This window comes from Streptomyces sp. 351MFTsu5.1, from assembly GCF_000383655.1.
Classification (GTDB): domain Bacteria; phylum Actinomycetota; class Actinomycetes; order Streptomycetales; family Streptomycetaceae; genus Streptomyces; species Streptomyces griseorubiginosus.
The window spans coordinates 397,839-410,920 of sequence record NZ_KB911777.1; the positions used below are offsets into that span (position 1 = coordinate 397,839).

Genomic DNA, 13,082 nt, shown 5'->3' on the forward strand with positions numbered 1-13,082 from the left:
CGTGCTCCGGACCGGCGGTGCGGGGTGGGTCAGCCGGCGGCTGGCACCGGCTCACGGCCCGCCCCTGCCGCCACCTTCGGGTCGGTGTCCCCGGCCCCACCGGCCGCGGCCTTCGGGTCCGTGTCCTCGGGCGCCCCGGCCTGCGGGTCGGACGCCGGTTCGGGCTGTGCTCCGGACGGCGTGGAGGTGTACGGGATCTCGCCGCGCAGCACGGCCCTGGCGCGTTCCTCGTCGAGTTGTCCCTCCCACTTGGCGACCGCGAGGGTGGCGACGCCGTTGCCGACGACGCTGGTCAGGGCGCGGGCCTCGGACATGAACCGGTCGATGCCGAAGATCAGGGCCAGCGCGGCGACGGGCACATGCGGTACGGCGCTGAGAGTGGCCGCGAGGGCGATGAAGCCGGAACCGGTCACCCCGGCCGCGCCCTTGGAGGTCAGCAGCATGACGGCGAGCATGGACAGCTGCTGGGTGAGGCTGAGGTCGATGCCGAGGGCCTGGGCGAGGAAGACCGAGCCCATGGTCAGGTAGATGGCGGTGCCGTCGAGGTTGAAGGAGTACCCGGCGGGCAGCGTGATCCCGACCACCGGCTTCGAGGCACCGGCGTGCTGGAGCTTGGCCATCATGCGGGGCAGCACCGGCTCGGAGGACGAGGTGCCCAGCACGATCAGCAGCTCTTCCTTGATGTAGCGGAGGAAGGGCAGCAGGCGCAGGCCGTTGAGGCGCATGACGGTGCCGAGCACGACCAGGACGAAGAACAGGGCGGTGAGCCAGAAGGAGCCGACCAGCAGGAAGAGGTGGCGCAGGGTGTCCAGGCCGTAGTTGCCGATGGTGAAGGCCATGGAGCCGAAGGCGCCGATGGGGGCCAGCCGCATGATCCAGCGGATCAGCGTGAACAGGACCCTGGAGAGCTTCTCGATGCCCTGGATGATCCCCGCGCCCGCCTCGCCCGCGGCGTTCAGGCCGAAGCCGAACAGCACCGAGACCAACAGCACGGGCAGGATCTCGTGGCCGGTCAGCGCGCTGAGCAGGGTGTCCGGGATCATGGCGAGCAGGAACGCGGAAACGCTCTCGTGGCTCGCGGTCGCCTCCGGCGGCAGCCCCTTGGTCGACAGGGTCGAGGGGTCGACGTGCAGCCCGCTGCCGGGCTGGACGACGTTCACCACGACCAGCCCGATCACCATGGCGACGGTCGTCAGGACCTCGAAGTAGATGAGCGCCTTGAGGCTGACCCGGCCGACGGCACGGGCGTTGCCCATGGAGGCGATGCCGTGGACGACGGTACAGAAGATGACGGGCGCGATCATCATGCGGACCAGCGCGATGAACCCGTCGCCCAGCGGTTTGAGGTCGGCTCCGAACGACGGCCACAGCGCGCCGACGGCGGCCCCGGCCAGGACGCCGATCAGGCACTGGACGTAGAGCAGGGACAGCAGACCGCGCAGGCGGCTCGGTGGTGCGTCGACGGTACCCGGGGCGGCGTCGTTGCGGCTCATGCGGGGCGTCCTTCCAGGACGGGAACGAGGAGTTCGGCTCGGGCGATGCGGCGGGCGGCGCGGTGCAGCAGCACCGTGGGGGACGCACCCTCCTTCGCGGGGACGGCTCGGGCGGTGATGACACCGGCCGGGGTGCCCAGCCGCAGCGAGCCGTCGGCGGTCTGCCGGGCGACGCGGTGGGCGAGGGTGCCGGGGATGGCGGCAGCGGTGGCCAGGGCTACGGCCGAGGTGAGACCGATCGCCGGGTGGGGCGCGTGCATGGAGACCATGCGCACGGCCAGGTCGTACTCGTCCTGTGGGACGAGGGTGCCATCGGTGGTGCGGTAAGTGACAGGGCGGGCGACCACTCCGACCTTCGGGACGGCGTGGCTGACGGGGTCGCTCTCCTTGACCAGCCCCATGGCCAGGGCGGCCTGCCGGCGCAGCACGGTGAGGGCGGGCACCGCCGTGGCGAAGTCGGCGAGGGACTCGGTGCCGTCGAGGCCGAACGCCTTGGCCTCGAACAGCGCCGCCGGGGCGCCGGCGTCGACCAGGGAGGCCTCGACGGTGCCGGTGGCCCCGGTCAGCGTGTCCAGGGCGTGGCCGGTCGGCAGGGCCCGGCCGGTCGACGTACCGGCGGGGTCCTCGAAGCCGAGGAGCACCGGCACGCCGAGTGCGGCGGTGCCCGGCACCCGGGCCGTCCCCGCGTCGGGGGCGGTCCCGCCCGGGGTGGGGATGGTGCCGCTGAGCCGGGCCCCGGTGTTGATGTTGAGCATCCGTACGGTGGTCGACTCCGGTCCGAGAGGCACCAGGTGGTGGTGGACGGCGTACAGGGCCACGGCGGTGGCGCAGTTGCCGCAGTTGCTGGTCCACTCCACCCGCGCGTCGCCGATGCCGACCTGCGCGAAGGCGTACTCGACGTCGACGTCCGGCTTCGTCGAGGTCCGGACGATCGCCGCCTTGGAGGTGGTGGAGGAGGCGCCGCCGACGCCGTCGATCTGGCGGGGGTCCGCGGCATTGTAGGCGGCGAGCAGCAGGGTGTCGGCGTCCACGCCGGTCGCCACCACGTCGTGGTGGTCGAAGATCCAGCACTTGCTGGTTCCGCCGCGGATCATCTCGCCCTGCACACGCAACACAACGGACTCCTCAGGGACATCCCGACGGCATCTCCGTGCGGGCTGCGATCCACAGTGGGCGCGGGCAGCGTGAAGTACAATCTCGAAAATCTGCATGGGTATTAACGTGAACTGAACGCTGGAGGTGGCGGGATGCTCGACGTCCGGCGCATTCTGCTCTTCACGGAGGTCGCCCGCCGGGGCTCGGTGACGGCCACCGCACGCGCCCTCAACTACACGCCGTCAGCGGTGTCGCAGCAGGTCAGCCGACTGGAAGCGGAAGCCGGACAACCCCTGCTCGAGCGTCATGCGCGGGGCGTCACCCTGACCGACGCGGGGCGCGCGCTGGCCGAGCGGGGAAAGCGGATCGAGCGCGAACTGACGGCCGCGGAGAACGAACTCGCCGACTTCGCGGGACTGCGGGCGGGCACCCTGCGGGTCGGAACCTTCCCCACCGTCGGCGCGTCCCTGCTCCCCCGGGCGGTGATCGCCTTCCGCCGCACGCACCCCGACGTACGGCTGACGGTGCGCAGCGCCCGGATCGCGGGACTGTGGGCGATGCTGGAGAACCGCGAGATCGAGATGTCCCTGATGTGGGACTACGACTGGAACCGCATCGACCGCGAGGACATCGTGGTCACCTCGCTCGTCGACGACCCTCCGGCGCTCCTCGTCGGTGCGGACCACCCCCTCGCCGGCCGCGCCTCCGCCGCCCTCGCCGACTTCGCGGAGGACGCCTGGATCACCCGTGCGGAGAACCACCCGGTGGCCGAGGCCCTGGCCCGCAGCTGCCGTACGGCCGGTTTCGAGCCGCAGATCGCCTACGAGGCGCACGACTACCAGGAGGCCCAGGCGATGGTCGCGGCCGGCATCGGCGTCGCCCTCGCCCCCACCCTGGCCCTGGAAGGCATCCGCGGCGGCGTCAGCGTCCTGCCGCTGCTGCCTCCCGCCCCGGTGCGCCGCATCCTCCTCGTCCGCATGAGCGACCACGCCCTGACCCCGGCCGCCGAGGCCTTCGTGGGCTTTCTGCGGGACAGCGCGGCGGCCGCCGGGGGTGGGAGCGTGCCGGAGCAGCCCTGACCGCCGCTCCATGACGCATGCTCAGCGTGGCCCCGGTCCACCGGCGGTTCAGCGGTGCGAGGGCCGGCTGGAACGCTCACTGCGACGGGCCGGCACCGGCCGGCGCCCGAACCGGCCAGGACGGTGGTGACCTCGATCTCGATCTCGGTCTCGACCACTCCTGCCGGCACTGGACTTCCACCTGAGCCTGGCGCAGCGGCGCCGGCGCGCCTGCCTCCCCGATCACTCCGGCCGCGGCACCACGCTGCTCACGGCGACCGGCGGCGGATGTCTCAGACGTGCGGGCCAACCTGTGTCCGCGCGCCCACATCACCTCCACCGCTTCTACAAAACACCCCATGTTTGACAAGGTTGTCCAGGAAGCGAATCAGACTTCTAGCGCCTCAACGCTGCAATCTTTGTCGCAGGGCTAGACACCGACCACCCCCTTACCCGCTAATCCATCCCATGTATGAGTGAAGTGGATCGCCCCTGTTCCGCCTTTCGCCTGCGCGACCCTTCGACCATTGTTCGACATGTCGAACAGCCATGGGCTGACCGGAACCGCGCACTCTGAAACGAGGACCCCATGCTCAGACGTACAGCAGGCCGTAAGCACCTGTCCGTGGTGCTCGCGGCTCTCACCGCCGTAGCAGCCCTGCTGATCGCCGATCCGGCACAGGCAGCCACCACAGGCGCCGTGCGCGGCGTCGGCTCCGGCCGGTGCCTCGACATACCGGGGGCCGCCCAGACCGACGGGACGAGCCTTCAGATCTACGACTGCTGGGGCGGGACCAACCAGCAGTGGACCCTCACGGACACCAACCAGCTGACCGTGTACGGCAACAAGTGCCTCGACGTTCCGGGCCATGCCACCACGGCCGGCACCCGACCGGTGATCTGGTCCTGCACCGGCGGCACCAACCAGCAGTGGCAGGTCAAGTCCGACGGCACGATCGTCGCCGTGGAGTCCGGCCTGTGCCTGGACGTGTCGGGCGGCGCGACGTCCAACGGCTCGGCCGTGCAGCTCTGGAACTGCAACGGGGCGGCCAACCAGAAGTGGACCGGCCTGTCCGCGCCGTCGGGCAGCACCTGCACCCTTCCGTCGACCTACCGGTGGAGCTCGACCGGCCCGCTGGCCCAGCCGGCGAACGGGTGGGCCGCCCTGAAGGACTTCACCACCGTCACCTACAACGGCAGGCACCTCGTGTACGCGACCGTCTCGGACGGCTCGTCGTGGAAGTCGATGGCGTTCAGCCCCTTCACCAACTGGTCGGACATGGCCTCGTCCGGCCAGAACCTGATGAGTCAGGGCGCGGTGGCTCCCACCCTGTTCTACTTCGCGCCCAAGAACATCTGGGTGCTGACCTCCAACGGGTGGGGCACCCAATGGCCGTTCGTCTACCGCACGTCGAGCGATCCCACGAACGCCAACAGCTGGTCCGCGGCACAGCCTCTGTTCACCGGCAGCGTCCCCGACGGCAGCGCGATCGACCCGACCCTGATCGCCGACGGCCAGAACATGTACATGTTCTTCGCCGGTGACAACGGCAAGATCTACAGGTCGGCCATGCCGATAGGAAACTTCCCGGCCAGCTTCGGCTCGTCGTACACGACGGTCATGAGCGACACAGTGAAGAACCTGTTCGAGGCGCCCCAGGTCTACAAGGTGCAGGACCAGAACCAGTACCTCATGATCGTCGAGGCCCGCGGCGCGAGTGAGCAGCGGTTCTTCCGCTCGTTCACCGCCTCGAGCCTGGACGGCCCGTGGACCCCGCAGGCCGCCACCGAGAGCAACCCCTTCGCGGGCAAGGCCAACAGCGGTGCGACCTGGACCAACGACATCAGCCACGGCGACCTGGTCCGCAACAACCCCGACCAGACCATGACCGTCGACCCGTGCAACCTGCAGCTCCTCTACCAGGGCCTGTCCCCGAACACCCCGTCGGGCACCCCCTACATCCAACTGCCGTACCGGCCTGGCCTGCTCACCCTGCAGCGCTGACCCGACCCGTCCCCATCACGGCAACGGCCCCGCAATCACTCGTAGAAGAGGACACTGCATGAGAAAGCCCAGGATGTTACTCGTCTCCCTCGTCTCCCTCGTCGCCGCCGCGCTCGGGGCGACGGTGTCAGGCGTGACCCCCGCCTCCGCCGCCCCCAACACACCTTTGCGAGTCATGCCGTTGGGCGACTCGATCACGTGGGGCGTGGGGAGCAGTACAGGCAACGGCTACCGAAGCGCGTTGTGGAACGAGTTGGCGGCGGACGGCCATCCGCTGGACTTCGTCGGTACGTTGCGGGGCGGGTCGATGTCCGATCCCGACAACGAGGGTCACTCCGGCTACCGCATCGACCAGATCGCCGCCCTCGCGGACGCCACGTTGACCCGCTACCGGCCCAACGTCGTGACGCTGCACATCGGGACCAACGACCTGCAAGGAGCCTCCGGGGTCGACAGCGCCATCGCAGGGCTGAGGTCGCTGGTCAACCAGATCACCGCCGACGTTCCCGACGCGACCGTGCTCGTCGCCTCCCTCGTCGTGTCCACCAGCAGCTCGGAGGAGCAGTTCCGCGGCGCGTACAACCAGGCCGTCCCGCGTATCGTCAGCGACGCCCAGGCAGCGGGCAAGCATGTCGCCTATGTCGACATGAGCAGCCTGACCACGGCCGACCTGGCCGATCCCCTGCATCCCAACGACGCCGGCTACCAGAAGATGGCCGACGCCTTCCACCGCGGTGTTCAGGCCGCGGACAGCGCCGGGTGGCTGAGGAACCCCGCCCCGGCCCCCGCACGCGTACAGTCCGGCATCGCCGGCAAGTGCCTGGACGTCAACGGCGCGGGCACCGCCGACGGGACCGGCGTCCAGACCTGGAGCTGCGGTGACGGCGCCAACCAGTACTGGTCCTCCTACACCGACGGCACCCTGCGCTCCCTGGGCAAATGCCTCGACGCCGCCGGCGGGGCCACCGCGAACGGCACCAAGGTCCAGCTGTGGACCTGCCACGGCGGCTCCAACCAGGTCTGGCAGGTCTACAACGGCGGCTACCGCAATCCCGCCTCCGGCCGCTGCCTCGATGTTCCCGGCTCCTCCACGGCCGATGGCACACAGCTCCAGTTGTGGGACTGCAACAACGGCTCCAACCAGAAGTGGACCGCTCTGACCCCTGGGTGAGCCGTCCATGAGCGGGAACCCGGGGCCACCGCAGGCGGGTCTCCCGGGTTCCCGCTCCCGGGCTCCGCACAGACCGAGGCACTGGCAAGGCGGGAGTTGATCCGTAGGCCGCTGCAACGGCCGGGTCACCTTCGTGCGGTTGATCGCCCTCTCGCTTGTCACCCGCAATTAATTCGGCGGCCATCACCCGCCATTTATGGTCATCGCTGCCGGTGTCACTCGATGTCGCTTTCATCCGAGTCGCTTTCATCCGATGCGCGGAGGTACGAGCCCATGGGGCGCCCCGAAAGACCCCTGGACCCGTCGGCCGGGCCGGTCGCGCGGTTCGCGCATGAGCTGCGGCAGCTGCGCGTCGCCGCCGGCAGCCCCTCGTACCGGACGATGGCGAAGACGGTCGGCTGCGGGGCGACAACGCTGTCACAGGCCGCCTCCGGGGACCGTCTGCCCGCCCTCGCCGCCGTCGAGGCGTACGTGCGGGCCTGCGGAGGCGATCCGGAACCGTGGCGGCTGCGCTGGGCGGAGGCCCAGGAGGAGGCCGACCGGGTGCCGGCTGAGCCCCTGGACACAGGTCCGGCCCCTTACCGCGGTCTCGCCCGGTTCGAGCCGGACGACCGGCACCTGTTCTTCGGTCGTGACCGGATGCTGGCGGACCTGGGCAAGCTGGTGTGCGGACACCGGTTCGCGTTGCTCTTCGGCCCCTCCGGCAGCGGCAAGTCCTCCCTGCTGCGCGCCGGGCTGCTGCCGCGGTTGCGTGAGGAACTCGCCGCACGGCCTTCCCCGGCCGCACTGCGGATCCTCACCCCGGGTGCCGCCCCGGCGACCACGTACGCCCACCTTCTCGATCCCGGCCCGGACGAGCCCGAGAGCTGGGTCGTGGTGGACCAGTTCGAGGAGGTCTTCACCCTCTGCGACGACGCGCGGGAGCGCTCCCGGTTCATCGTGATGCTGCTGGCCGCCCGGGAGCCGGACAGCAGGCTGCGGGTGCTGGTCGCCGTGCGCGCCGACTTCTACGCCCGCTGCGCCGAGCACCCCGCGCTCGCCCAGGTCCTGAACGAGTCCGGGCTGCTGCTGTGCCCGATGACCGCCGAGGAACTGCGCGAGGCGGTCGTCGGACCGGCGCAGGCCGCCGGCTGCCTGGTGGAGCGCGCCCTGACCGCCCGTCTGGTCGAGGAGGTCCAGGCCGAGCCGGGCAGCCTGCCGATGCTCTCGCACGTCCTCCTGGAGACCTGGCGGCGCCGCCGGGGCCGGTTGCTGACCCTCGACGGATACCAGGCCGCCGGCGGACTGCACGGGGCGATCGGCGCCACCGCCGAGGAGGTGTACGGCACCCTGTCGCCCCAGCAGGCGCAGGCCGCCCGGCATCTGCTGCTGCGCATGGTCGTACCGGGCCGGGGCACACCCGACACCCGGCGGCCGCTCACCCATGAGGAGATGTCGCAGTGCCCGGACGCTCACGTGGTGACGGAACGGCTGACCCGTGCACGGCTGCTGACCGCCGACGCGGACGGCGTGCAGCTCGCCCACGAAGCACTCATCACCGGCTGGCCCCGGTTCCACGCCTGGATCGAGGAGGACCGCGAGCGCCTGCGCCACCACCGGACGCTCACCGAAGCGGCCCGCGCCTGGCAGGAACACGGCCGTTGCACGGGCACCCTGTACCGGGGCGCCCGACTGGCAAGGGCGACGGAGCACTTCCCGGACCCCGCAGACCATCCGGCCCTCACGGAGCACGAGCGCTCCTTCCTCACCGCCTCCCTCGATGCGCGTGAGGCGGAACAGCGTGCCGCCGCCCGGATCGACCGCCGCCACCGCATCCTGACCCGGTCGCTGTCGGCCGTGCTGGCGGTGGCACTGCTGACGGCCTTCGCGGTCTGGCGGGAACACGACGACGTCCTGGTGCGGCGGACCCAGGACGCGGCCCGCCGCGTCGCGTCCGCCGCCGAGGGGCTGCGCGGCACCGACCCCCGCACCGCGCTGCTGCTGGGCGCCGCGTCCTGGCGCATCGCACGGCTGCCCGAGACCCGCCGGGCCCTGCTCGGCTCCCTCGTCCAGCCCCAGTCGGACACCTTCACGGACCCGACACCCGGCAACACGCCCCAGCGGCGGCTGACCGACGACGGGCGGACGCTGTTCAGCGCGGCGGGCGGCAGGTGGCGCACCTGGGACGTCGCCGGCCATCGGCGTACCGGCGAGGGCGGACTGCCCGCGGGCATGGTGAGCGCGGTCGGCCCGCACGCCCGCGTCGTGGCGCTCACCGGCCCGGGCGGGACACGGCTGTGGGACACCGCTCGCGGCCGGTGGACCGCCGACTCCGCGGTCTTCCCCGGCCTGGGCGACGTGCACCTCACCGCCGACGGCCGCACCTTTCTCGTCACCGACGACAAGAGCCTGCACCTCGACTCGGTCACGGACGGCCGTGCCCTGTTCGAGGCACCGGCGCGGCAGTCCACGGCCGGCGCGGTCAGTGAGGACGGACGTTACGTGGCGGCCTGCCCCGCCGAGCGGTCACCGAGCCTGTGGGACACCGTGGCGCACCGGCCGCTGAGCGGTGCCTGGCAGCAGGACCGGCCGTGCCGCATCGGTGACACGCAGCTCACCGTCGGCGCGGGCCGGATGGCCGCAGTCACCGGAGCGGGCGTCCGCGTCTGGGACCTGCGATCCGGCCGCCGGATCGCCGACCTGAACGTTTCCGGCGCTCGGGACATGGCCTTCACCGCGGACGGCGCGTTCCTGACCCTGGCCACGCCCCAGGAAGTGCAGGTGTGGCGGCTGACCGCCCCGGACAGGCCTGTGTTCCGGGCCCCGCTCGACAACCAGGAACTCGGCCTCGACCCGGCCCTGCGCCTGGAGGGCCACACCCTGCGCTATCTGGAGGGCGGAACGGTCCACACCCTCGACGTCGGCGCCGCCGTCACGCGGTCCTGGCAGCCGAACGGCCAGAGCGACGTCGTACTCAGCCCCGACGGCCGCACCTGCGCCACCGCCGAGCTCACCCGCGACCGCTATCTCATCCGCCTGCGCAGCACCGCCGACGGACACGTGCTGCACACCTTCCCCGCGCTCCCGGCCCGCATACCGTCCGTTCCGGCCCTCGACATCGACGTGCTGCTCGTGTTCAGCACGGACGGCACCCGCCTCGGGTACGGCGTCACCGCCGGCGGACACACGCTTCCCACCCAGTCCTTCACGCTCTGGGACGTGCGGCACGAACGGCTCGTCACCGCACTCGACCTACCCGGCGCCTCCGTCACCGAGGCCGCGCTGGGCCCCCGGGGCCGCACCCTGTACCTCACCCGCCTGGGCGGCGACGACCGCAGGGTCGGCGAGGTGTGGGACACCCGCGCGCGACGGCGCATCCAGGCGCCCGGCGGCCCCGGTGCGCACGACCCGGCGCTTCGCGGCGACGGGCAGCTCCTTGCGGGCGACGGCACCGCGGCCCGCCCGCCGTCCTGGCGGGCGCGGGCGGTGGACCTCGTCCAGGGCAGTCCCCTGGGGGCGCTGGCCTTCTCCCCCGACGGCTCCCGGCTGGCAGCGGGGGACATGACGGGCCGGGTCACCCTGTGGGACGGCGGTCTCCGTCACCGTCTCGCCGTGCTGCCCAACACCTTCCGGCTGCCCTTCGGCAACCAGCTGGAGGCGGTGTCTGCGCTCGCCCTCAGTCCCGACGGGCGCACCCTGGCGGTCGGTGGGGACGGCGGCGGCCTGCAACTGTGGGACATGCCCACCGCACAGCCGATCGGCGCACTGCTCACCACCCCCGGCGAGGCGGTGTACACACTCGCCTTCGCCGCCGACGGCACCACCCTGTACGCGGGCAGCGCTCACGTCCCCGTCCAGAGGTACGACCTTGACCCCGCGCACGCCCTGTCACGGGTGTGCGCCCGCGCGGCCGGGACCACCCTGAGCCGAGCGCAGTGGCACACCTACGTGCCGGACGCCCCGTACCGGCGGGTGTGCCGGACGTGACGGCGACTGACGGCAGGTGCCGCCGCGAGCGTTCGCGGTACGCGCCGACCGCGGCGTGTCAGCAGGACCACGTCGCGGTCGGCGCGTGCGGTGGAGGGGGTTCCAGCCGTCAGTTGATGGAGTACGTCCAGGTTCCGCCGTCCGACTGGCGGGGGACGTACACGAAGTTGGTGTGCCAGCCGATGTTGGACCGCTCGAAGTGGAACTCGACGGAGCGGTCGGTCTGCCACCAGTAGTTCCAGGCCGTGTCGCAGGAGTTCGCCTGGACGTCCCAGAACCGCGAGCCGGTCCAGTCGTGGAACTGGTTGTAGCCGACGACGAAGAACCTCATCGGCCGCGGGTTGTTGTTGCAGACCTGCAGCTGCACGCTGTCGACCTGGTCGGCGCTGGCGGTGCCGGGCACGGCGAGCCCGATGCACAGGGCGCCCAGCGCGAGCGCGGCGATGGTGACCTTGTTGAGGAGAGTGCGCATGGAGACTGTCGCTTTCTGCTGTGTCGCTGGGGTGTGTCGAAGTGGGGCCGAGCGGTGCTCAGGTGAGGAGCCCGTGGGTGCGCAGCCAGGCTCCGGCCACGGAGGCGGGTGCGTCGCCGCTCGCGACGCGGGCGGTGAGGGCGGCCAGTTCGGTGGTGGTCAGCAGGGTGCCGAGGGTGGCGAGCCGTTGCCTGGCGGACGGGTCCACGGCCGCGGCGTCGGCGAGCGGGACGACATGTTCGGGCGGCATGACGGCGTCGGGGTCGGACAGCACCACCAGGTGACGCCGGGCGATCACGGGGTCCGTGGCCCGCAGGACCATGACGTCCGGGGCGACGGACCTCGGCACCGCGGTGAAGGTGACGCCGTACGCCTTCGAGAGTGCGGCGGCCGAGGGCGCGTCCGGGTCGCCGGCAGCGGGGCCGCCCAGGGTGAGCCGGCTGCCCGCGCGTCGCAGGTCGGGCAGACCGCGCAGGCCGTGGCTCCGGGACAGCGTCTTGCTGACGGCCAGGACCACGTCCCGCTCCGCTCGGGCCGGCCCGAGCGCCACGACGCCGGGCGGTAGGGCCATGCTCAGCGTCGCGGCCATGTCGCCGGGTTGCTTTCCGCCGCCGGGCAGCGCCCGCAACAGGGCGGTCTCGTAGGCGGGAACAAGGTCGATCTCACCGTTCACCACGGCTCGCGCGCTGTCGGCGGCGTTCGGGTAGGAAGCGGGCGCCGCGCGTACCTGCTCTCCGGAAGCGGTCAGCAGCTTCGCGTAGAGCGCGGCCACGATCCGGCTCTCCGCGGACGTGTCGCTGCCGATCACGAGCGGACCCTGGTGGTCGGCGGACGACGCGGTCGTACCGCTCGACACCGTGCTGCCGCAGCCGGTGAGGAGCAGAAGGGAGAGGGCGGCCAGGGCGGCAGGGCGCAGCCGCGGGCGTCGGGACATCTGAGGGCAACTTCCGTGGACGGAGGAACAGGAGCCGGAGGGGAGGAACCGTAAGGAGGAACCGGAAGGAGGAGGCACGCGGCCCAGCGGGTGGCCGCACGCGCGGGGCCGCGTGCCGGACCTGGGGCCGGGTCAGCGGCAGTGCTGGTTCCGCTCGGTCTGGCTCATCGGTGCGTCCTTGAGGTTGACGGCGCCCGATCGGGGGTTGTCGGCGTTGAACCCGGACGACTGGTAGTCGTGGACGTACCAGATGTAGTGACCGTAGTAGCGGCTCCCGAAGTGGATCTCGTACCAGCCGGTGGCCTGCTGCTTGGGGGCAGCGCGCTCGACCCATCCCTTGTAACCCGGCGGGATGTTGACGGTTTCGCCCTCGCTGTCCGTGTGCGACGCCTGCCATGAGTGGCCGTAGCTCGCGGAGACACCGGCCTCGAAGACCTCGAAGAACTTCATCTCGGCGCTGACCGAGACGCCGACCGAGTTGGTGGTGCCCGTCGTGTCCGACCAGTCGATGCGGTGCTGGTTGACCTGGCTGGCGCAGTTGAAGGCGGTGCTGCCGACCTGGTGGCTGGGGCCCGTGTACGTCCAGTAGCTCTGCGGGTGGAACTCGCAGAGGTCTGCCCAGCTGCAGGCGCCGAGCAGCTGGGCGGTGCTGGGCGTGTCCTCGGCCATGGCGTTCGGAGCGCCGAGGAGTGATGCGCCGAAGGCGAGGGCCGCGACCGCCGAGGCGGCACGGCCGAGGCGCTTGGCGGGCTTGGATGCGCTCTGTGCGCGGTCCATGAATACAGCTCCCTGGGAGAGGTGCCGGCGGGTGTTCGCTGCCCACAGGCAAGTGGGGTGGGAGGGAGCCCCCGGTGGTGAGGGGGATAGCCACGTCCAGGGGCTCCCGTC

The 13,082-nt window shown here is 71.5% G+C and carries 9 protein-coding genes; 4 read left to right on the plus strand and 5 right to left on the minus strand.

Annotation, left to right across the window (positions count from 1 at the left end; all coding sequences use genetic code 11):
- Positions 1-29: 29 nt before the first annotated feature.
- A complete protein-coding gene (gene dctA / locus H295_RS0108385) occupies positions 30-1,493 on the minus strand; it encodes a C4-dicarboxylate transporter DctA (RefSeq protein ID WP_020134904.1) in 1,464 nt (487 codons plus the stop codon).
- The gene (locus H295_RS0108390; RefSeq protein WP_020134905.1) at positions 1,490-2,608 is read right to left on the minus strand and encodes a PrpF domain-containing protein; all 1,119 of its coding nucleotides are present in this window, start codon (positions 2,606-2,608) and stop codon (positions 1,490-1,492) included. Before H295_RS0108390 ends, dctA begins: the two co-directional genes overlap by 4 nt.
- 132 nt (positions 2,609-2,740) lie before the next feature.
- Here H295_RS0108390 and H295_RS0108395 point away from each other — a divergent pair, with 132 nt between their 5' ends.
- From H295_RS0108395 to H295_RS0108415, 4 genes are all read left to right on the plus strand, one after another.
- Positions 2,741-3,667: a LysR family transcriptional regulator gene (locus H295_RS0108395; RefSeq protein ID WP_020134906.1), complete on the plus strand. Its 927-nt coding sequence runs from the start codon at positions 2,741-2,743 to the stop codon at positions 3,665-3,667.
- A 568-nt stretch (positions 3,668-4,235) separates the two neighbouring features.
- Complete coding sequence (locus H295_RS0108405) at positions 4,236-5,651, plus strand: non-reducing end alpha-L-arabinofuranosidase family hydrolase (protein WP_020134908.1); 1,416 nt, start codon at positions 4,236-4,238, stop codon at positions 5,649-5,651.
- Positions 5,652-5,724: 73 nt separating this feature from the next.
- Positions 5,725-6,822, plus strand: a complete 1,098-nt coding sequence (locus H295_RS0108410; protein ID WP_267974089.1) for a ricin-type beta-trefoil lectin domain protein — start codon at positions 5,725-5,727, stop codon at positions 6,820-6,822.
- A 273-nt stretch (positions 6,823-7,095) separates the two neighbouring features.
- Positions 7,096-10,788, plus strand: a complete 3,693-nt coding sequence (locus H295_RS0108415; RefSeq protein ID WP_020134911.1) for a WD40 repeat domain-containing protein — start codon at positions 7,096-7,098, stop codon at positions 10,786-10,788.
- Between the two features lie 109 nt (positions 10,789-10,897).
- Here H295_RS0108415 and H295_RS0108420 read toward each other — a convergent pair whose 3' ends face one another.
- The 3 genes from H295_RS0108420 to H295_RS0108430 form a co-directional block, all read right to left on the minus strand.
- Positions 10,898-11,260: a hypothetical protein gene (locus H295_RS0108420; protein WP_020134912.1), complete on the minus strand. Its 363-nt coding sequence runs from the start codon at positions 11,258-11,260 to the stop codon at positions 10,898-10,900.
- Positions 11,261-11,318: 58 nt separating this feature from the next.
- A complete protein-coding gene (locus H295_RS0108425; RefSeq protein ID WP_020134913.1) occupies positions 11,319-12,194 on the minus strand; it encodes a glycine betaine ABC transporter substrate-binding protein in 876 nt (291 codons plus the stop codon).
- Positions 12,195-12,326: 132 nt separating this feature from the next.
- Positions 12,327-12,971 carry a hypothetical protein gene (locus tag H295_RS0108430; protein ID WP_020134914.1) on the minus strand — a complete coding sequence of 215 codons (645 nt, stop codon included), beginning with the start codon at positions 12,969-12,971 and terminating at the stop codon, positions 12,327-12,329.
- Positions 12,972-13,082: the final 111 nt, after the last annotated feature.